Source organism: Hyphomonas chukchiensis (genome assembly GCF_000682695.1).
Taxonomy (GTDB): Bacteria; Pseudomonadota; Alphaproteobacteria; order Caulobacterales; family Hyphomonadaceae; genus Hyphomonas; species Hyphomonas chukchiensis.
The window spans coordinates 20689-39873 of sequence record NZ_AWFG01000022.1 but is presented as its reverse complement, the minus strand read 5'-3'; the positions used below and the strand labels follow the sequence as shown (position 1 = coordinate 39873).

Genomic DNA, 19185 nt, shown 5'->3' with positions numbered 1-19185 from the left:
GTGCCAGGATAACAGTTGCTACGGGGTGGCGCTTGAGATGCGCGCCTCCCTCTCCCTTGGGAGAGGGATTGAGGGTGAGGGGTCATGGCGTTGCAGCGGGAACGAGGATGCGGTGACGTGTGAAGGGCCGCGTCGCTGAAACAGCATTTTGCGGTTGAGGGCTGGGTTGCCCCTCACCCCCGCCCCTCTCCGGGGGTGTCCTTCTCTAACCGACCTTTCATCCAAGGCCCTGGGCTTTTGCGCTATACTGCCTCCAAGCGCGGCGGATGACTGCGCGGGATGAAAAACCCAGGAGGAAGACGATATGGACCTCAGGACACTTGAATTGAGAACATCCGAGGCGATCCGGAAGGATGGCGCGGAGGAGATGGGCCGGCGGGCGGCGAAGCTGTCGCGGCTGGAGGCGGACACGACGCCGGCGACCGGCGCGGAGACGGAGCTGGCGCATGCGCTGCGCACGCGGCGGCGGCTGAAACGGCCCCTGTCGAGCGCGGTGTGACACGGCTTATGCTGAACGGGATCGATGAAATTTAAACACCCATGTGCGCCGCGTATTAAACCTCACTTGCGATAATCTATGCAGATGAGGAGTCGGCTCATGAGATTGTCGGAACACGAATGGAAAGCTGCGCGGACCATCGTGGCGGTGACTCTCGTGGCGACGACGATCTCCTTCGTGTCGATCTGGATCTGGGCGCAAATCGATCCGGTGCTGACACTGCGGCGCTGCTATGAGGCGTCCATCGTCATGCCGTTGCTGATTGCGCCGCTTATCAGTTTCGGGGTCCAGCGGGCGCACCTGAAGGTGCGCGTCCTGTCTGACGAGAACCAGTATCTGGCGCATCACGACGAGCTGACGGGCCTGAGCAATCGCCGGGCCTTCTTTGCACGCGCTGAAGCGATGCAGGCCGGCATGAGCGCGAGCGGCGAAGTGTTTGCCTGCGCGATTGCGGATATCGACAATTTCAAGCGGATCAATGATTCCCTCGGCCATCATGTGGGCGACGACGTTCTGAAAGCCCTGTCTGGCGTTCTGGCGGCGCTGGCGCCCAAGGATGCGGTGGTGGCGCGCCTCGGCGGGGAAGAGTTTGCGGTGGCGGGCTATTTCGCCAATGAAAGCGTAGCGCGCTTCTGGTTTGAAGCGCTTGTGCGGGAAGTGGCGTTCCAGCGCCCCGGCGGCCATGACGTGACGGTCAGCCTCGGCTGGTGCATTGCGCAGCCGGACGAGACGGTGTCGGCCCTGCTGAACCGTGCCGACCGGGCGCTCTATGCGTCCAAGGCGGCGGGCAAGAACCGCGCCGAAAAGGCCGAGCGCGACATGTTCCGGGTGGTTGCCTAGGGCTGGCGCGCGGGCCGCAAGGGCGGCTGCGGACTTGTCCGTCAATCAGGACGGATTGGCGGCGAGCGTGGTCAGCGTCTGCTTGAGTTGGACGAGGGTTTCCAGCGGCAGGCCCATTTCGCAGGCGATGCTTTCGGGGATGTTGACGGCTTTCGCGCGCAGGGCACGGCCCTGTTTCGTGAGCGTGATGCGGACGCGGCGTTCGTCGGCGGCGTCACGTGTGCGGACGATATGGCCTGCGGTTTCGAGGCGTTTGAGGAGCGGGGTGAGCGTGCCGGAATCGAGGCTCAGGGCCTCGCCGATCTCGCCCACGAGCAGGTCGTCGCGTTCCCAGAGGACGAGCAGGGTCAGGTATTGCGGATAGGTGAGGCCGAGCGGCTCCAGCTGGTCGCGATAGAGCCGGATGACCCGGTTGGCCGCCGCATAGAGCGCAAAGCATAGCTGGTGATCGAGCGCGAGCGGATCGAACGGCTTGGGCCTTTTGGCGGTGTCTGGGGCATCCGGCTCTGGGGTCATTTCACTTTCACGACGGGTTTGATGTAGATATTGCCTTTGACGGCGTTCGAATATGGGCACACGGCATGGGCCTGTGCAACCAGGTCATTGGCGGCGGCCTGGTCTAGGCCCGTGATCTCGACTTCGATGGCAACGCCGAGGGCAAAGCCGGTCTCATTCGGGTTGAGCGAGACGGAGACGTTCACCGCGCTGCTCTCGAGGGCGATCTTCTGCTGGCGGGCGACGTGGTTGATCGCGCTGTCGAAACAGGCGGCATAGCCGGCGGCGAAGAGTTGTTCGGGATTGTTGCCCTTGCCGTTGCCGCCGAGCTCTTTCGGGAGCGCGAGGTCGACCTTGAAGGCGCCGTCTGTGGTTTCGCTGTGACCGTTGCGGCCGCCTTCGGCGCGGGCAGATGTTGAATAAAGGGCCATGATGTATCTCCTGTGTTGGCAAGAGGTATATAGAGAGCGATTAAATTGTGCACAATATAAAAGGCGTGAAAGCGCGTCACGCTTTTGTGAGGCGCTGAGTTTGCGGGCTACCCGGCGGCTTTGAGGGCTTCTGACGGGATGATGTCGCCGTCATAGAGGGCGCGGCCGAGGATCGTGCCGGAGACGGGTGTGCCCGGCGCGGCGCGCAGGGCCGTGATGTCGGCCACGCTGGCAACGCCGCCCGAGGCGATGATCGGGATGGTGACGGCATTGGCGAGGGCAGAGGTGAAGTCCACGTTCACGCCGGTCTTCAGACCGTCGCGGCCAATGTCTGTCGCGATGATGGCGGTGACGCCGCAGCCTTCGAAGGCCTTGGCGAGTTCAATGGCGGACATGTCGCTGGTCTCGGCCCAGCCCTCGACGGCGACCATGCCGTTCTTGGCGTCGATGCCGACAATGATGCGGCCGGGCAGGTCATGGGCGGCGGCCTTGACGAGTTCGGGGTCGCGCAGCGCCGCAGTGCCGAGGATGACGCGGGAGACGCCGGCCTCGATCCAGGCATCGATCTGGGCGCGGGTGCGGATGCCGCCGCCGAGCTGGACGGGCGCATTGGTGGCCTTGAGGATGGCTTTCACGGCGTCGCCATTGGCCGATGTGCCGGCAAAGGCGCCATTGAGGTCAACCACGTGGAGATGGGTGAAGCCGGCGGAATCAAAGGCGGCGGCCTGGTCGGCAGGGCTGTCATTGAAGACGGTGGCGGCATCCATCTCGCCGCGCAGGAGGCGCACGCACTGGCCGTCCTTGAGGTCGATGGCGGGGTAGAGGGTGAAGGTCATTCAGGGTTTCCAGGTGAGGAAGTTGGCCAGCAGCTGGAGGCCGACGCGCTGGCTCATTTCGGGGTGGAACTGGGTGCCGAAGATGTTGCCCGAGGCGACGGCGCTGGTGAAGGGCACGCCATAGTCGGTCGTGGCCGCGACATGGGCGGGGTCTTCGGGGCTGATCTTGTAGGAATGGGTGAAATAGGCGTGCGGCTGGGGGCCGAGGCCTTCGAGCAGGGGATGGCTGTTGGGCATGTGGAGCTCGTTCCAGCCGACATGCGGGATCGCATGGCCGGGGCCGGGCTCTATGCGGTCGACCACGCCATGGATCCAGCCGAGGCCGCGCGTTTCGCCGTCTTCGAGGCCGAAATCAGCCAGCAACTGCATGCCGACACAGATGCCGAGGAAGGGCTTCTTGTGCTTGAGGACAGCGGATTCCAGGGCCTCGACAAGACCGGGGCGCGCGTGGAGATTCGCTGCGCAATCGGCGTAATGACCGACGCCGGGCAGGATCACGCGGGCAGCTTTGGCAATGATTTCAGGGTCGGCGGTTGTCGTGACCTCGATGGCGAGGTCGGCGCGGCGGGCGGCTTCCTTCAGCGCGCCGGCGGCTGAATGGACGTTGCCGGAGCCGTAATCGATGAGGGCGACGAGGTTCATGTGGCCGCTCTTACCGCCACGACACGTAATGCGGAAGAGAAGATTCACTTGAATTTCCTTGCGAGCGGATGGTAACTCTATTCCAATAGAGTTACCGGAGGAGACCCAAATGACCGACGCCCACAGGAAACTGTTCGCGCGCGAACTGAACACGCTGCCAGAGGCAAGCGAAGTCAGGGCTCTTGCGGCCGAGGCCAAGGCGGCAAATGGCGAGGCAAGCGAAGCGCTTCGGATGACGCTGGCCGCGCGCCTTGCGCATGTTGCCTTCCTCGCGCCTGACCGCGTTGGCGAGATCTATGATGCGCTGGCAGAAGGCTGGATCGGTGAACCTGTCGGGGCTGCGCCTATCCCGACACTGGACGAGCCGCCGCTGAGCGCGCCGGCCGGCCTGTGGGATACGTATTGGGGCATCGTGGAAGACGGTGTGGCGGGCAAGCTGGACGCCCTGTCTGTGACGCAGCGCACGGCGGACCTCGGCGGCGAGCATACGCCCGAATTCGTGGACCGCGTTGTGCGGATGTCGTTCACTTATGAAGGCGTCGAAGAGGTGTCCAAATGGCCGCTGCCACGGCGCCTCGATCTTGAAGAACTCGGCGCCTGCCCGGAGAATTCGGTGGGACGGCTGTTCTATCACGTGATCGTGGACAATTCCTTCGACCTGGAAGTGCTGGACCGGGATGCGATTGGCCTCTCAAAATTGCCGTCGCCACTGGATTACCTGAATACGCGCATGCTGCAGGCGCATGACCTCTGGCATCTGGTCGGCGGCTACGAGACGACCTCGCTGCATGAAGTGGCGATCTCGGCGTTCCAGATGTCGCAGTTCGGGCACAATTATTCGGCGCAGTTCCTGGCCGTGACGGCGACGATTGCCGCGCAGGGGCCGGGTTTTGGCTATCCGATCCTGATGGACACGATCACCAGCGCCTGGGTGCACGGGCGCCATACGCCGCCGATGATCACGATCGACTGGGAATCGGTGTGGACGGGCACGCTGGAAGAGGTGCGGGCGCAGTTCGGCATCACCGCCTATGAGCGGCCTTACCCGGCGAACCTTGTCGAAATGGCGCAGGCAGCCGCCTAGAGGCTGCCCTTTGTCGAGGCCGGCTTGCCTTCAAGCTTGGCATCCACTGCAATGGCCGTCCGCAATGCGCGGGCGGTCGCCTTGTAACAGCTCTCGATAATGTGGTGGCTGTTCTCGCCGTAGAGATTCTCGACATGGAGGCACATGCCGCCATTGCCCGAGAGCGCGTGGAAGAATTCCTTGAACAGTTCGGTATCCATGTCGCCCACCTTGTCGCGGGCGAAATTGACCTTCCAGATCAAATAGGGGCGATTGCAGAGATCGAGACTGGCACGGCTCAGCGTCTCGTCCATCGGGATATAGGCGTGGCCAAAGCGCGTGATGCCGGCAAAGTCGCCGAGCGCCTTCAGGATGGCCTGGCCGATGACGATGCCCGTATCCTCGACGGAATGGTGCATGTCGATGTGCAGGTCGCCCTTGCAGCGGACCGTCAGGTCGATGGCCGAATGCTTGGAAAAGCTTTCCAGCATGTGATCGAAGAAGCCGATACCGGTGTGGATATCGGATTGGCCGGTGCCATCAAGGTCGAGGGTGACCGAAATATCGGTTTCCTTGGTCTTGCGGTCGACGGTGGCGGTGCGGTGCTTAATCATGAGGAACCATATAGTGCGCTGTAAACACGACAGCTAGCGCACTTTGTTCACTGATTTCTAAACATATTCACAGAATGTCCGATTTGTACCGGTTCCACCTGGACGCAAGAAGGCGATTCGGCGCTTGAAGAAGAAGAGATTCCTCAGCCGGCTGTTCGGCACGATGACCATTCCCGCCTTTGCGAGTCTGGCCGCCGTGGGCATGGCTCTGGCGATCTTTTTCGTGCTTCTGGTGATCGAGCTGACCTATCGCGCGATCTTTCTCGACGTCCACATTTCGGACCTGCCGAACCCGCCTGTCGTCCTGGTCGTGGAAATCATCGTGGCGCTCGGCGGTGCGGCGGGATCGGCCTATCTGGCGGCCTCCAAGTTTCGCAACTCGCTTGAGCGGTTCAATGACTTTCTCATGGACGCGCGCGCCGACGGGGCGACAGACCTGGAGAGCATGCAGTTTGCCGAGCTGCGCCGGTTGCGCGCCGGTGTGACGCGGACGGTGAGCAAGCTGCGCCGCGAGAATGCGCTCCTGCGCGAGACAGCCTTCATCGATCCGCGCACGGGCCTCGCCAACATGATCGCGGTCGACAAGGCGATCACGGAGACATTGCCGCTGGCCAGTTTCGAGGCCCCGGCGGCGCTGATCGTACTCGACCTCGACCGGTTCAGCCGGGCGTCGGAACAATTGGGCTCCTATGCGAGTGAAGCGCTGCTGGCGCAGGCCGGCCAGCGCCTGAAGGATGAGCTGGCCGGGATTGCCGGGCCTGCGGGCGTTGCCCTGCGCGATTCGACACTGGCGGCGCTGCAGGCGGATGAGTTTGCGCTCTACATGCCTGCGGCCGGCAGCCGGGAACATGTGGCGACGATTGCGCGCGCGATACGCCAGGCCTTTGCCGCGCCGTTCGAGCTGAATGGCCAGACGGTGAGCCTTGGCATTTCCGGCGGGATCGTGATGGCGCCCGAGGATGCCGACAGTGCGCAGAAACTGTTCCGGCATGCTGAACTCGCGCTGCGCCTAGTGCGCGAAGAGGCGACGTCCGGCTTCCGTTTCTTCACGCCGCGCCTGACGCGGGTGGCGCGCGGCAAGTACAAGCTGGAAGACGAGCTGCGCGAAGCAGTCGCCAATCGCGAGTTCAAGGCGGTGTTCCAGCCGAAGGTCGACTTCAAGACCGGCAAGGTTGTCGGCGCCGAGGCGCTGGCGCGCTGGCGCCGCCATAATGGCAAGATCATTTCCCCGGCGGCCTTCATTCCGCTGGCGGAGGAAACCGGGCTGATCAACCAGATCGGCGAACAGATCCTCGAAGCCGCCTGCCAGTCCGCCCGCGTGTGGATGAAGGAAGGGCTGGATGTCTCGGTTGCCGTCAACGTGTCGCCGCGCCAGTTCGAGCGCGGTAATTTGACGGATACGGTGATGGATGTGCTGAAGCGCACCGGCCTCCACCCGAACCGGCTGGAGCTGGAGATTACCGAAAGCATGGCCGTGGAAAGCCCCGCCAAGGTGGCCGAGGTGATGGGGCCACTGCGCATGATGGGCATGAAGCTGGCCATCGACGATTTCGGCACGGGCCACTCGAACCTCTCGATGCTGACGCAATTGCCCTTCGACGTGTTCAAGATCGACCGCCAGTTCGTGTCGGCGCTGGAAGGTGACAAGCAGGCGCCGGCAATTGTCGAGATGATCCTCGCCATGGCCGAGACGCTTGGCCTTCAGACGGTGGCCGAGGGCGTCGAGACCGAGCGGCAGGCGGACTTCCTGCGCCGTCGCGGCTGCACGATGGGGCAGGGCTTCCTGTACAGCCCGGGCCTGCCGCACCAGGCGTTCTTGGATTTCCTGAGGGCCTTCCGGGCCAATCCGCAGCCGCTGGATTCGCGCAAGGCGGGCTAGGCAGCCGGGCCTTCGCGGCGGAAGACATTGATCGGATGGTCGCGATAGAGCGCTTCGCACCAGAACGTGTAGCCGCATTTTTCGGCCACGCGGCGCGAAGCGAGATTGCCACCATCGATGATGCAGCAGGACGGACCCGGCCGGAATTCATCCAGCCAGTCATGGATGGCGCCGACCGCCTCGCTGCCATAGCCCATGCCCCATGACGCGCGATTGAAGGCCCAGCCGGCTTCCGGCGTGGCGGACATGTCGGGCGTCATGCCGCGCTTGAAGTCAGCGAAGCCGGCCTCGCCGAGAAACGTGCCGGTTGCCCTTTCCTCGACAATCCAGAAGCCGTAGCCGAGCAGGGGCCACATGCCGCGCGCGCGGGCGAGGGTGAACCAGACGTCCTGCGCCGGGCGGGTGACGCCGCCAATGTGGCGCACGACTTCGGCATCGTTCCACATGGCGACGCATTCGTCGAAATCGCTGGCCTGCTGGGCCCGAAGGACAAGGCGCTCGGTGATGAGCGTCGGCGGCTCAGTGATCATGCACCGGCTTTCATCTTGGCGAGCATGGCCCCCATGGCCGCATGGACGGTCTGGATGGCCTTCAGGGGGCGGACCATGACCTTGAAGTCGGTGATCTTGCCCTGGTCATCCCATTCGATCATGTCGACGCCGTTGACGTTGATGCCGTCCATGACGCATTCGAATTCGAGCACGGCCTTGTCGCGGCAATCGAAGACGCGCGTATAGCGGAACGTGTCGCCCCCCAGCGTTTCGCCTGCCGCGAGCAGGTAGGACATGGTGATGGCCTTGCCTTCCTGCGGTGTGTGCACGACGGGGCTGCGGAAGACGACATGTTCGGCAAGCTGGCCGGAGAGGCCGGCGGATGAATGGTCGCCATCCATCCAGTCAAACCAGCGCTGGAGATTGGGCGTGTAGCCTTTGGTGGGGACGAGATGCTCTGCCATGTGTTTCCTCCTGATGGGGCCCTTGTGTCTTATTCGGCGGTGACGGGTTTGCCGACCAGGAACTGGTCAGGCGTGTCGAAACAGCTGCCGCGCATGGCGACCCAGCCGCCGGGAAAATCAGGCTCTGTGAAAACGATCTGGATGCGGCCCCAATTATGGCGGGGTTCACCGGTCTTCGGATCGGCAATGGCCACCGAGCAGGCATCGCCGACTTCCGGCTCGGTCCAGACGCCCTCGAAATAGGTGCGGCCGGTGAACACACCCGCCATGCCGGTGAAATAGGCCATGCTGCGGATTTCGGGGTCGCCGGTGGGGAAGGAGAGCACCGCTTCGCCGGTCGGCAGGTCCTCTTCATAGATCACGTTGCCCACGGGCGTGGACCACACTTCGTCAGCGAGGGCAGGCAGGGCAAGGGCGGCGAATGCGAGCGATGCGGCGAGGATGGATTTCATGGGCGTGTCCCTCCCGAGGACTTACGGGAGAATCCCGCTGCGCCAGCCTAGCACGGCTGGCGCAACGCAAAAGCGGTGAAATCAATTGTTGTAGGCGGCGGCCAGATCGGGATCCTTGGCGGCAACGAGGTCTGCGAGGTCGGCGATGACCTTGGCCTGTTTCCAGGTGGCATCGTCCTGCATCTTGCCGTCAAGCATGGCGACGCCCGTGCCGTCGGGCATGGCTTCGAGGATGCGGCGGGCGAATTTCACTTCGTCCGGATCGGGGCTGAAGACGCGCTTGGCAATGTCGATCTGGTTCGGGTGGAGGCTCCACGCGCCGGCGCAGCCGAGGAGGAAGGCGTTGCGGAACTGCTGTTCGCAGGCATCGAGATCGGAAATGTCGCCGAACGGGCCGTAGAAGGCATTGATGCCGGCCATGCGGCAGGCGTCGACCATGCGGGCGATTGTGTAGTGCCAGAGGTCCTGCTGGACGCTGGCGCGCTCACTGCCATCGGCGTGCGGGTCTTCGAGCACGCGGTAGAAGGGGTGACCACCGCCGACGCGGGTGGTTTTCATCTTGCGGTCGGCGGCGAGGTCTGCCGGGCCGAGGCTGATGCCCTGCATGCGGGGGCTGGCGAGGGCGATTTCCTCGACAAGGGACATGCCCTGCGCGGTTTCGAGGATGGCGTGGAAGAGAATGGGGCGCGTGAGACCGGCCTTGGCTTCGAGCTGGGCGACATATTGGTCAGCGAAATGGATGTCCCAGGGGCCTTCGACCTTGGGCAGCATGATCACGTCAAGCTGGTGACCGGCCTTGAGGACGAGTTCGGAAACATCATCCTGGAACCAGGGGGAGTTCAGGGGGTTCACGCGGCTCCAGAAGCCTGTGCCCTTGCCTTGCCAGTCATACATGTTGGCCATCTCGATGGCGCCAGCGCGGGCCGCATCCTTGGCATCAGCGGGGATGGCGTCTTCGAGGTTTGCGAGGATGACGTCGACCTTGGGGGCCATGTCCGGCACCTTGGCGCGCACCTTGTCGAGGTGGGGCGGGACGAAATGGATCATCCGCTCGATCTTTACGGGCAGGTCCCGCATCGGCTCGGGGGCGCCAATGGCGAGTGGCTTGAAAAAGTTGCGCGGTGTTTTCTGGCTCATGATCGTCTCCTCAGGCGACCGATGCCTAAGGCCGATGCTGCGGCGCGTCAAACCGGAACAAAGCCGCACCTTGGCCATTGATTGCGTGAACACAAGCCAAAGGAAATACCAATGTCCCTCGTGATGATTCTTTTAACCATCTTCCTGCCGCCCGTCGCAGTGGCGGTGAAACAGGGTATCGGCGTGCAGTTCCTGATCAATATCGTGCTGACGCTAATCGGCTGGTTGCCCGGCGTGATCCACGCTTTCTGGGTCAACTCGCGCGAAGGTTCGGCTGTCGCCTGATCTGATGGATTCCCATGAAAAAGCCCGCTTGCAGCGATGCAGGCGGGCTTTTTCATGTGCGAGAGGGCTGACGCCTACTCGTTTGTGACCGGCACTTCGGCGTTCATGCGGCCTTCGGCGCGCCATGCGAGGCGGAAGATGACGGCGGTCAGGAAGGCGGCGCCGACCATGTCGACCGCTTCAGCGCCCATGATCATGTATTTGCCAGCATGCAATTCCGACATCAGCGCCCAGACAGCCGTGGCGGACGTAATTACGGCCAGTTCTGCGAGCAGAATGGTGGGGACAAGGGCTTTGAGGACGCGGTTCATGATCGGACTCCCGTTATTTCAGTCGATATTGGCGCGCGGCGCAGGAATCGCAACGAAGATTCTTCATGTCAGCGTGTGAACGTGTAGGCGTTGCGCTGGAATGTATCGCTGCTGCCGTCGAATTTCACGGTTTTGCGCAGGCCGAACCTGGCTTTGGAGAATGTATAGATGTGCTCGCAGATGGCCGGTTTGTCGTCATCTTCGCAGGGGGCGCGTGTTGTGATCCGGACTTCGCCCTGGTCTTCCTTGCGAGCCACGACGGGGTCACCGCCAAGGCGGCTGCCATCTGTGGCCACCGAGAGCATGTCGGTGGAATTGGCGCTTGGCTCTCCCGGATAGCGCATGTCCAGAAGCAGTCCGTCTGACGTGACGGAGACATCGACTTCCGCCTGCAGGGTCACGTCACCGTAAGGTGGGCTGTAGTCGCGATAGACAAGTGTGCCTGTCCAGCCAGCGCCATCGACCAGGGCAAGGTCGTCAGATGTAACCCTGGGTGCGACGTCCGTGCTGGTCGTTGCACAGGCCGTGACGGCGATCAGTGCCAGACTCGTAACGCATGCTTTCATGGCGCACCTCCTATCCTGAGAATTGTCTACGCGAGGGGCTGGCCAGTGGATGACTGGTTTCGAGCAATTCGGCGAGTTCGTCGGTGAGCACGTGGGTGTAGATCTGAGTTGTCGCGATATCGGCGTGGCCGAGCAGGGTTTGCACGCTGCGAAGATCTGCGCCGCCCTGCAGGAGGTGTGTCGCGTAGGCGTGGCGCAGGGCGTGGGGGTGGACTTTGGCTGCGTTGATGCCTGCCGCGAGGGCGAGATCGTCGAGCAACTGGCCGAGGCGGCGGCGGGTGAGGTGGCCCTCCTTGCCGCGCGACGGGAAGAGGAAGGGTTCGGCGCGGCCGCGCGCGAGGCTGCCTTCGGGGAGGCTGTCTTCCCGCACGGCGAGCCATTCCGAGAGCGCCAGCAGGGCAGGGCGGCCGAGGGGGCATAGCCGTTCCTTGCCGCCTTTGCCGCGAATGATGATGTCCTGCGTCACCCAGCGCGCGCCCTTGCGGCGGGGCAGGCTGCCGAGAGTCAACGAGACGAGCTCGGAGGCGCGAAGGCCCGCGCCATAGAGCAGCTCGACGAGGCATTTGAGGCGGAGGTCTTCGCCGCAGGCGTCTATCAGGCGCTTCAGCTCCTCGCGGGAGAGGACATCCGGCACGTCGCGGCTGGTTTTCGGGCCGTCGATCTTCGCCGTGGGGTCGTCCTTGCGGTCGCCCTCCTCGAAGAGGAAGCGGAAGAAGCGCCGGGCGGCGGAGAGTTTGCGGGCGGAAGTGGAGGCGGCCATGCCGCGCGCCGAGAGATCGGCCTGCCAGGCGGCGAGGTCCCGGCCCGAAGCGGTGGTGAGATGGCCGCCACAGAATTCCGATGCATCCGTAAGGTCGCGGGCATAGGCGTCCAGCGTATTGGCCGCGGCGCCGCGTTCGGCGCTCATCATTTCGAGGAAGGCTTCGATACGGTCGCGGTCTGACATGGGACAAGAATAGGGCGCCTGTGTTAATGACGCCTCTATGCTGCCTGACGGTCCGTCGGGCAGGCGCGAACAATGACAGGAGATAATGATGGGTGGGACGATCGATTATAATGGACTGACACTGGACGCGCCGGGCCGCGGCCGCATCTATGGCTCGATCCTGGAAACGGTGGGCAATACGCCGATCGTGCGGGTTCCGCGCCTGTCCGAGGAGGAGGGACTGAAAAGCACCCTGCTGCTGAAGCTCGAATTCTTCAATCCGCTGGCGAGCGTGAAAGACCGGATCGCCGTGGGTATGATCACGCAGATGGAGAAGGACGGGAAAATCGGTCCGGGCACTGTGCTGATCGAGCCGACCTCGGGCAATACGGGCATCGGCCTGGCCATGGTGGCGGCCGCGCGTGGCTATCGCCTGATCCTGACCATGCCGGAATCCATGTCGATCGAGCGCCGCAAGATGCTGGCCATCCTTGGCGCGGAACTCTATCTCACGCCCAAGGAGAAGGGCATCAAGGGCACGTTCGAGAAGGCCAATGAATTGCTGGCGGAAATACCGGGATCGGTCATGCCGAGCCAGTTCGACAATCCGGCCAATCCGGCGATCCACGAGGCAACCACGGCTGAAGAGATCTGGCGTGATACGGGCGGCGCGGTGGATGCCGTGATTGCCGGGGTCGGCACCGGCGGCACGTTCACGGGTAATGCGCGGGTGCTGAAGGCGAAAAAGCCGAGCGTGAAAATGTTTGCGGTCGAGCCGGAAGCGAGCCCCGTCCTGTCGGGCGGTGAACCGGGTCCGCACGTGATTCAAGGCATCGGCGCCGGATTCATTCCCGGCAATATGGATACGAGCCTGCTCGACGGGATCGTGAAAGTCTCCAATGATGATGCGATCGCGACGGCGCGGCGCGTGGCGCGAACAGAGGGCATTCCGGTCGGCATTTCATCCGGCGCGGCGCTGACGGCAGGGCTGGAGGTGGCCAAGCGGGAGGATATGGCAGGCAAGACGATCGTGGTGATCATCCCGTCCTTTGCCGAACGCTATGTCTCGACGCTGCTGTTTGAAGGCCTTGGCGGATAAGGACCTATTTCCCGGATTTCCAATAGCCGGTTGCCTCGAGCGCGAGTTCGGCGGCAGCGTCCTGCGCCCCAATCGCGACGAGGGCGCGGCCCATCAGGGTGAGGTCGGCAACGTCCAGTTCCGACGGGTCACCGCCTGTGAGGGCGACAGTGCCGAGGATGGCTTCGCCTGCGGCGCCGGCTTTTGCGGCCGCGAGAATGGCAACGACGGCGCCGGGCCTGTCGGTCTTGCCGGGGGCTTCGCTGTCGGAGGCCATCAGGGCGCGGGCGGAGGGCGGCGGCGTAATGTCGGCCATTGTCCAGAGGGCGAAGAGGCGCGCGGCGGCCTTGCGGTCGGCTTTCGAGGTGGATTCCCTGACGAGCCGCGTACCGATCTCCTGCGCGTCGCCATTGCCCGCCAGAACGCCAAGCGCGTCGATCATGGCAAAGTCGACGGCGCGGGTTTCCGGGGCGCCGTCAATATCGGGCACGAGGGTCCAGAGAGTTGCACCTTCGAAATCGCGAGCGGCAATGCTGGCATGGGCGAAGAGCTGCGCGTGCTTGGCGGTCTCTTTCGTGAGGCTGAGGGCCTGAATCTCGGGCAGGAGGACTTTCGACACAGCGGCGAAACGCGCCGGATTGGCAGTGGCTTGCGCGAGGGCTGCGGCGACGGCATCGGCGCGGCCATCTTCGGGCATACCCACGTTACGCACGGTGGCGATGGCCATTTCGAGTTTTGATTTCGGTTCGAAATCCGGCTCGGCGAAGAGTGTATCGAGCACTTTGCGCCAGTCGGATGTGTCGATGAGCCCGGCTTCGGCGGCGATTGCAGCGGCTTCGGCGCGGACGGGGGCCGGAAGCCCGGGGCGGGCGACCATGGCGGCGGCAAGGTCCGGCCGCGTGGTCGAGAGGGGTTTGTCAGGGGGTGTGAGGCCGGCCTTGGAGGAGATGGCGAGCGCAATGCCGCTATCGTAGCGGGCTTCAGGCGGGTTCGGCAGGTCGCCCGAGGCGGCAAAGACGGCGGATGTGAGCCATTTGTCGTCGACGCCCTGGCTGGTGGCCATCTCGATGGCGAGTTCAGCGCCCGCCGTGTTGTCGCGCAGGGCGGCGCAGACGGCGCGCAGCATGGCCCAATAGGCGCCATCGCGGGGCTTGCCATTGTCGTTGCTGCAGGCCTGGGCTTCGTTGCCGAGGGCGAGGTTCAGGTCGGTGGCGATCTCGTCGCTGTCCATTCCGGGCGGGGGCGTGTCGAGGCGCGCCATGAGGGCCGCGGCGGCGCGGGCTTCGCCGAGCTCGAACATGATGCGGGCGCGTTCGGCGAGAAGGGCGGGTGATTCGCTGCCTTGCGGAGCATTGGCGGGGGAAAGGGCCATACGGCGCATGAGGGTGCGCTCGCCGGGGGTGAGGCCCTGCGTGCGCACATCCTGCATCATGGGGAGCAGGGTGGAGGTGTCCGAGGCTTTCCAGAGCGAAGCGGGCAGGGCCGGTTCGCCCGCTTCAAGGAAACCCATGCCCCATGGATCGACCATGGCGAGGCCGGATTCCTCGAACTGCGCGCTTGCAGACAGGCAAAAGACTGCGGCGCCAGCGAAAAGCGCCGGCCAGGCCTTAGAGGACACCCTCTACCTCCATGCGCACTTCGCCATCGGTCGGCTTGTTCTTTTCGGCCTGCGTGCCGAGCCACCAGAGGCCGACAAGGCCCAGAACGACCAGAATGCCGAGAATGATAAGATATTTGCGCATAAGTTTTACACCCCAGGGCCTGATTCACTTTGGCATCGGCCGTTGACCGATTGCTCACACTGTCTCGTCTCTATAGGAATTGTCCTGAATAGTGAATGAAAGCCTGCAATGCCCGCTGATAGCGACAGTCCTGCACATTTATCCGATCCGGTGCCTGCCTATGAGTCCCGGACGATTGCGCTTGTGGGGCTGATGGGGGCGGGCAAATCGACCGTCGGGCGGCGGCTGGCCGAGAAGCTGGGACGCCAGTTCTTTGACAGCGACCATGAAATCGAAAAGGCGGCCGGCCTGTCGGTGGCGGATATTTTCACGCTGCATGGCGAGGCAGATTTTCGCCGGGGCGAGCAGAAAGTGCTGGAACGCCTGCTCGGCGAGGCGCCGCATGTGCTGGCGACCGGCGGCGGCGCCTACATGAATGAAGAGACGCGGGCCCTGCTGCGGGAGAAAGCCGTGACGATCTGGCTGAATGCTGACCTCGAAACGCTGTGGCGACGGGTGCAGAAGAAGAATACGCGGCCCCTGTTGAAGCGCCCGGATGCCAAGTCCGTGCTGCAGAACCTGTTCATCGAACGCGAGCCGATCTATGCGCAGGCCGACCTTGTAGTGCACAGCAAGGAGGGGCCGCACGGCTCAACGGTGAATGCGATCCTGAAGGCCCTGAAAACATGGAAACCGGCATGAGCGAGACACTTCGCGCTGCGGAAATCGTGCGCGTCAGCCTTGGCGCGCGCAGCTATGACATTGTGGTTGGCCATGGCGCTCTGTCCATGCTGGGCGCACGGCTGGCGCCGATGTTGAAACAACCGCGCGTGTTCGTGCTGACGGATGAGACCGTGTCGAACCTGCATATGGGCGCGCTGGAAGCGGTGCTGAAGCCGGTTGGCATCCGCACGCATGTGCTGTCGCTGGTGCCGGGCGAGCGATCAAAATCCTTCTCGAACCTGGAGCATATCCTCGACTGGCTGCTGAGCACGGGCGCGGATCGGAGCGATGTTCTGGTGGCGTTCGGCGGCGGGGTGATCGGCGATATTGCCGGGCTTGCGGCCAGCCTGATGAAGCGGGGCATGGGCTTTGTGCAGGTGCCGACGACCCTGCTGTCGCAAGTGGACAGCTCGGTGGGCGGCAAGACGGCCGTGAATACGCCGCGCGGCAAGAACATGATTGGCGTCTTCTACCAGCCCCGTCTGGTGATCGCTGATACGGCGCTGCTGGCGAGCCTGCCGGCGCGGGAATTGCGCGCAGGCTATGCCGAAGTGCTGAAATACGGGTTGATCAATGATCCGGCCTTCTTTGACTGGCTGGAAGGCAATGGCGCGGACGTGCTGGCGCTGAAGCCGGACGCCATCCAGCATGCGGTCGCGACCTCGTGCCGGGCCAAGGCCGCGATTGTGGCCGAGGACGAGACCGAGGGCGGCGTGCGGGCACTGCTGAATCTGGGGCATACGTTTGGCCATGCGGTTGAGGCAGCGAATGAGTATCGCCCGGACGTGCTGCATGGCGAGGCGGTGGCGCTGGGGATGGTTCTGGCGTTCCGTTATGGCGCGGCCGAGGGCATTACGGCGCCGGATGTTGCGGCGAAAGTGGCCCGCGTGATTGGCGCATCCGGCCTGCCTGTCGAATTGGCGCATATGCCCGGCGGACCCTATGAGGCCAGCCAGCTTGCCGATCTGATGCAGCAGGACAAAAAGGCCCGGGGCGGGCGCGTTCCACTAATTCTGGCGCGCGGCATCGGGCAGTCCTATATTCACCCCGACGCGGATCTCGCGTCTGTTGCCGCCTTCCTGGCGGGGGAACTGGAAAAGGCGTGAGGAATAGCTTCCTGCTCGTGACACTATGATTATCGGATACAGTCTTGCCATCCTGGTTCTGCTGGGCATGTCGGCCTTCTTTTCGGGTTCGGAAACGGCGCTGACAGCGGCGTCGCGTGCGCGCATGCACCAGCTTGAGAAAGAGGGCGACAAGCGTGCGGCAGCGGTGAACCGGCTGATCGCCGACAGGGAGCGGCTGATCGGGTCGATCCTGCTGGGCAACAATCTCGTCAATATTCTCGCCTCTGTACTGGCGACATCGCTGTTTACGCTGCTGTTCGGGCAGGGAGGACTGGCCCTTGTCGCTGCGACCGGCGTGATGACCGTGCTGGTGCTTGTCTTCTCCGAAGTGCTGCCGAAGACCTATGCGATCACACGGACTGATTCCATGGCGATGGCCGTGGCGCGGCCGATCGGCGTCCTTGTGCTGGCGGCCTCGTGGATTGTGCAACTGATCCAGGTGATCGTGATGACGACGCTGAAGATCCTCGGCCTCGCAACGCCGGCCGATGCGCTGTCAGCCGAGGAAGAAATCCGGGGCGCTATCGATCTGCACGCCTCTGAAGGTGCCGTGAATGCGGCGGACCGGCTGCGTCTTGTGGGCGCGCTGGACCTGAAGGATCTGACGGTCGAGGATGTCATGATCCACCGGCGCAACATCAAGATGCTGAACGCCGACATGGAGCCGCGCCAGATTGTCATGAAGGCGCTGGCGAGCCCCCATACGCGGTTGCCGCTTTATCGCGGTGAAAAGGAAGAGATTGTCGGCATCCTGCACGCGAAAGACCTGTTGCGCGCTGCCCTGCCGCTGGGCGGGGATCTTTCGTCACTCGATCTCGAAGGAATCCTGCGTAAACCCTGGTTCGTGCCGGAAACGACGCCGGTTCAGGACCAGCTGGACCTGTTCCTGTCAAAACGCAGCCATTTTGCGCTCGTGGTAGATGAATATGGCGAATTACAGGGCCTGATCACGCTTGAGGATATTCTCGAGGAAATCGTCGGCTCGATTCATGACGAGCATGATGTGGCCGTCCAGGGCGTGCGCCCGCAGCCGGACGGAACGGTGAATGTCGATGGATGGGTGCCGATCCGCGACCTCAACCGGGCGACGGGATGGGACTTGCCGGATGAAGAGGCCGTCACTGTGGCTGGCCTGGTCATTCACGAGGCGCAAACAATCCCGGAGCCGGGACAGAGCTTCGTCTTCCACGGCTACAAGTTCAATATATTGAGACGCCAGCGCAATCAGGTGACGGGCCTCAATATATCAGAAATTGAAACCGGCTGAGTCGGCGGAATCATCCGACGCATAGATCGGATCATTGTTGAGTTCGTTGCAGCCATTGACGTTCAGCCACATTTTTTCGCGTTCCGACACGATATTGGCGGAGTCTGGATCGGGGTCATTCATCGAGATGACCGCATAATTGGTGCGATAGGACTCATAATCATTGGAGACCGGGACAAACACGATCTCGCTGCTGCCCGCGCAGACAGTTGCCTGAATCTGGTGCAGGAGCGGCATGTCGAGTTCACCGCGTGGTGTCTCTGCCGATGCCATCCCGGCCGCTGCGAGGCAGGCCGTTCCAAGAATAAAGCGTTTCAATACCATCACCCGTTCTCCTCGACGGTTCGAGAAGAATACGATTGATTCAAAATGCGGTTCCCTGAAGTGTTAAAAAAGATGAATTATGGCATTTTCGCCTGTAAGGAGAGGGCATGCAGCCCCGAATCGAACTCGGTCTGGAGCACCATCATGACGGCGCGCTGGATCTGGACGCGGGACAGGCCTTCAAAGGCGGCAGAGGTGATTTCGACGTTATAATGCGTCTCTCCACCGGGTGCAGCGCCCGCATGACCGGCATGTCTGGCGCTGTCATCAGTGATTTTCAGGTGCAAAGGCTCAAAAGCCTCTGTCAAAAGGTCACGAATCCGCGATGTTCTGTCACTTGGTTGTGGCATATTTACCTTCGACTCCATATTATGGCCCGCTATGTCAGATTCAGACCCATTCAGCTACCGCGTAAAGTTCACCGATATACGGGTGAAGCCTCCGGCCGAGGAGACGTCAAAGGCCCGTGCCCGCAAGACCCGCGTGTGCGAACATCCCGAATGCGAACTCGAGGGCGCCTTCCCGGCGCCCAAGCGGGGTGGCAAGGGCAAGGTATACTTCTGCCAGCAGCACATCACCGAATATAACCGCGCCTTCAATTTCTTCGAGGGCATGTCGGAAGCCGAAGCGGCCTCGTTCGCGCGGTCTGAACGGTTTGGCCACAAGCGGACCTGGAAATTCGGCACTGGCCCGATGGCCGGGAAGAAAGCCAAGACCAGCCATGATCCGCGCACGTGGGCGGGCCGCGGCTTCTTCAATGTGGATGATACGGCGAATGCCGAAGGTGGCGGCAGTGGTTCCGGGCGTCGTTCGGCCCTGCAAATTCGCGCGCTGAACGAGCTGGACCTTGAGGCCAATGCCGAGCCAGCGGAAATCCGCGCGCGCTACGCCGAATACATCCGACGTTTCCACCCGGATTCGAACAAGGGCGACCGGTCGTCTGAGCACAAGCTGCAACGGGTGATCCGGGCCGGCAAACTGCTCAAGGCGGGCGGATTGATGAAGGGCTAGGCCG

The 19185-nt window shown here is 63.0% G+C and carries 26 protein-coding genes; 10 read left to right on the top strand and 16 right to left on the bottom strand.

The features are described from left to right. The first annotated feature begins 304 nt into the window (after nt 1–304). Together HY30_RS09365 and HY30_RS09360 are read left to right on the top strand one after the other, a co-directional pair. Nucleotides 305–499 (top strand): hypothetical protein, encoded by a 195-nt coding sequence (locus tag HY30_RS09365; protein WP_034739483.1) that lies wholly within the window; start codon nt 305–307, stop codon nt 497–499. 99 nt (nt 500–598) lie between these two features. Then, nucleotides 599–1339 carry a GGDEF domain-containing protein gene (locus HY30_RS09360; RefSeq protein ID WP_051615236.1) on the top strand — a complete coding sequence of 247 codons (741 nt, stop codon included), beginning with the start codon at nt 599–601 and terminating at the stop codon, nt 1337–1339. Between the two features lie 45 nt (nt 1340–1384). On the opposite strand, the gene HY30_RS09355 is transcribed toward HY30_RS09360, so the two are convergent. The 4 genes from HY30_RS09355 to hisH form a co-directional block, all read right to left on the bottom strand. Next, nucleotides 1385–1855, bottom strand: a complete 471-nt coding sequence (locus HY30_RS09355; RefSeq protein ID WP_034739481.1) for a MarR family winged helix-turn-helix transcriptional regulator — start codon at nt 1853–1855, stop codon at nt 1385–1387. Continuing rightward, nucleotides 1852–2268 (bottom strand): organic hydroperoxide resistance protein, encoded by a 417-nt coding sequence (locus tag HY30_RS09350; RefSeq protein WP_162176922.1) that lies wholly within the window; start codon nt 2266–2268, stop codon nt 1852–1854. Before HY30_RS09350 ends, HY30_RS09355 begins: the two co-directional genes overlap by 4 nt. A gap of 104 nt (nt 2269–2372) precedes the next feature. Beyond that, complete coding sequence (hisA, locus tag HY30_RS09345) at nt 2373–3101, bottom strand: 1-(5-phosphoribosyl)-5-[(5-phosphoribosylamino)methylideneamino]imidazole-4-carboxamide isomerase (RefSeq protein WP_034739477.1); 729 nt, start codon at nt 3099–3101, stop codon at nt 2373–2375. Next, the gene (gene hisH, locus HY30_RS09340) at nt 3102–3743 is read right to left on the bottom strand and encodes an imidazole glycerol phosphate synthase subunit HisH (protein ID WP_034739475.1); all 642 of its coding nucleotides are present in this window, start codon (nt 3741–3743) and stop codon (nt 3102–3104) included. 109 nt (nt 3744–3852) lie between these two features. Between hisH and HY30_RS09335 the strand changes: the two genes are divergently transcribed. Then, complete coding sequence (locus HY30_RS09335) at nt 3853–4827, top strand: Coq4 family protein (RefSeq protein ID WP_034739473.1); 975 nt, start codon at nt 3853–3855, stop codon at nt 4825–4827. On the opposite strand, the gene hisB is transcribed toward HY30_RS09335, so the two are convergent. Then, complete coding sequence (hisB, locus tag HY30_RS09330; protein ID WP_034739472.1) at nt 4824–5420, bottom strand: imidazoleglycerol-phosphate dehydratase HisB; 597 nt, start codon at nt 5418–5420, stop codon at nt 4824–4826. The two genes, HY30_RS09335 and hisB, sit on opposite strands and share 4 nt — an antisense overlap. Nucleotides 5421–5544: 124 nt before the next feature. On the opposite strand from hisB, the gene HY30_RS09325 reads away from it, so the two are divergent. Further along, nucleotides 5545–7299 (top strand): putative bifunctional diguanylate cyclase/phosphodiesterase, encoded by a 1755-nt coding sequence (locus tag HY30_RS09325; RefSeq protein ID WP_051615234.1) that lies wholly within the window; start codon nt 5545–5547, stop codon nt 7297–7299. Here the strand turns inward: HY30_RS09325 and HY30_RS09320 are convergent. From HY30_RS09320 to HY30_RS09305, 4 genes are all read right to left on the bottom strand, one after another. After that, complete coding sequence (locus tag HY30_RS09320) at nt 7296–7829, bottom strand: GNAT family N-acetyltransferase (RefSeq protein WP_034739469.1); 534 nt, start codon at nt 7827–7829, stop codon at nt 7296–7298. The two genes, HY30_RS09325 and HY30_RS09320, sit on opposite strands and share 4 nt — an antisense overlap. Then, complete coding sequence (locus HY30_RS09315) at nt 7826–8254, bottom strand: nuclear transport factor 2 family protein (protein ID WP_034739467.1); 429 nt, start codon at nt 8252–8254, stop codon at nt 7826–7828. The genes HY30_RS09320 and HY30_RS09315 overlap by 4 nt, the downstream gene beginning before the upstream one ends. Before the next feature lie 29 nt (nt 8255–8283). After that, complete coding sequence (locus tag HY30_RS09310) at nt 8284–8706, bottom strand: hypothetical protein (protein ID WP_034739466.1); 423 nt, start codon at nt 8704–8706, stop codon at nt 8284–8286. An 81-nt stretch (nt 8707–8787) separates the two neighbouring features. Beyond that, complete coding sequence (locus tag HY30_RS09305) at nt 8788–9843, bottom strand: HpcH/HpaI aldolase/citrate lyase family protein (RefSeq protein ID WP_034739465.1); 1056 nt, start codon at nt 9841–9843, stop codon at nt 8788–8790. Nucleotides 9844–9954: 111 nt separating this feature from the next. On the opposite strand from HY30_RS09305, the gene HY30_RS19700 reads away from it, so the two are divergent. Beyond that, entirely contained in the window at nt 9955–10128 is a 174-nt protein-coding gene (locus HY30_RS19700; protein ID WP_081812161.1) for a YqaE/Pmp3 family membrane protein, read from the top strand. A 74-nt stretch (nt 10129–10202) separates the two neighbouring features. Here HY30_RS19700 and HY30_RS09300 read toward each other — a convergent pair whose 3' ends face one another. From HY30_RS09300 to HY30_RS09290, 3 genes are all read right to left on the bottom strand, one after another. Beyond that, nucleotides 10203–10439 (bottom strand): hypothetical protein, encoded by a 237-nt coding sequence (locus tag HY30_RS09300; protein ID WP_034739463.1) that lies wholly within the window; start codon nt 10437–10439, stop codon nt 10203–10205. A gap of 68 nt (nt 10440–10507) precedes the next feature. After that, nucleotides 10508–11005 carry a hypothetical protein gene (locus tag HY30_RS09295; protein ID WP_034739460.1) on the bottom strand — a complete coding sequence of 166 codons (498 nt, stop codon included), beginning with the start codon at nt 11003–11005 and terminating at the stop codon, nt 10508–10510. A 10-nt stretch (nt 11006–11015) separates the two neighbouring features. Then, the gene (locus tag HY30_RS09290) at nt 11016–11951 is read right to left on the bottom strand and encodes a tyrosine recombinase (protein WP_034739458.1); all 936 of its coding nucleotides are present in this window, start codon (nt 11949–11951) and stop codon (nt 11016–11018) included. A gap of 88 nt (nt 11952–12039) precedes the next feature. Between HY30_RS09290 and cysK the strand changes: the two genes are divergently transcribed. Further along, nucleotides 12040–13029, top strand: a complete 990-nt coding sequence (gene cysK / locus HY30_RS09285; RefSeq protein ID WP_034739456.1) for a cysteine synthase A — start codon at nt 12040–12042, stop codon at nt 13027–13029. A 4-nt stretch (nt 13030–13033) separates the two neighbouring features. Here the strand turns inward: cysK and HY30_RS09280 are convergent, their stop codons facing one another. Together HY30_RS09280 and HY30_RS20475 are read right to left on the bottom strand one after the other, a co-directional pair. Then, nucleotides 13034–14626 (bottom strand): hypothetical protein, encoded by a 1593-nt coding sequence (locus tag HY30_RS09280; protein WP_034739454.1) that lies wholly within the window; start codon nt 14624–14626, stop codon nt 13034–13036. Continuing rightward, nucleotides 14616–14750, bottom strand: a complete 135-nt coding sequence (locus tag HY30_RS20475) for a YdgA family protein (protein ID WP_162176921.1) — start codon at nt 14748–14750, stop codon at nt 14616–14618. The genes HY30_RS09280 and HY30_RS20475 overlap by 11 nt, the downstream gene beginning before the upstream one ends. Before the next feature lie 108 nt (nt 14751–14858). Between HY30_RS20475 and HY30_RS09275 the strand changes: the two genes are divergently transcribed. From HY30_RS09275 to HY30_RS09265, 3 genes are read left to right on the top strand one after another with little or no spacing between them, the layout of a single operon-like run. Beyond that, nucleotides 14859–15431 carry a shikimate kinase gene (locus tag HY30_RS09275; protein ID WP_034739452.1) on the top strand — a complete coding sequence of 191 codons (573 nt, stop codon included), beginning with the start codon at nt 14859–14861 and terminating at the stop codon, nt 15429–15431. Continuing rightward, nucleotides 15428–16558, top strand: coding sequence for a 3-dehydroquinate synthase (aroB, locus tag HY30_RS09270; RefSeq protein WP_034739495.1), 1131 nt, complete (start codon nt 15428–15430; stop codon nt 16556–16558). The genes HY30_RS09275 and aroB overlap by 4 nt, the downstream gene beginning before the upstream one ends. A 25-nt stretch (nt 16559–16583) precedes the next feature. After that, the gene (locus HY30_RS09265) at nt 16584–17846 is read left to right on the top strand and encodes an HlyC/CorC family transporter (protein ID WP_034739451.1); all 1263 of its coding nucleotides are present in this window, start codon (nt 16584–16586) and stop codon (nt 17844–17846) included. Here HY30_RS09265 and HY30_RS09260 read toward each other — a convergent pair. Both HY30_RS09260 and HY30_RS09255 read right to left on the bottom strand, forming a co-directional pair. After that, complete coding sequence (locus HY30_RS09260) at nt 17826–18170, bottom strand: hypothetical protein (RefSeq protein WP_034739448.1); 345 nt, start codon at nt 18168–18170, stop codon at nt 17826–17828. The two genes, HY30_RS09265 and HY30_RS09260, sit on opposite strands and share 21 nt — an antisense overlap. Nucleotides 18171–18247: 77 nt before the next feature. Then, nucleotides 18248–18520 (bottom strand): BolA family protein, encoded by a 273-nt coding sequence (locus HY30_RS09255; RefSeq protein WP_034739493.1) that lies wholly within the window; start codon nt 18518–18520, stop codon nt 18248–18250. Nucleotides 18521–18551: 31 nt separating this feature from the next. Here HY30_RS09255 and HY30_RS09250 point away from each other — a divergent pair, with 31 nt between their 5' ends. Then, on the top strand, nt 18552–19181 hold the full coding sequence (locus HY30_RS09250) for a J domain-containing protein (protein ID WP_034739445.1): 630 nt from the start codon (nt 18552–18554) through the stop codon (nt 19179–19181). Nucleotides 19182–19185 lie beyond the last annotated feature (4 nt).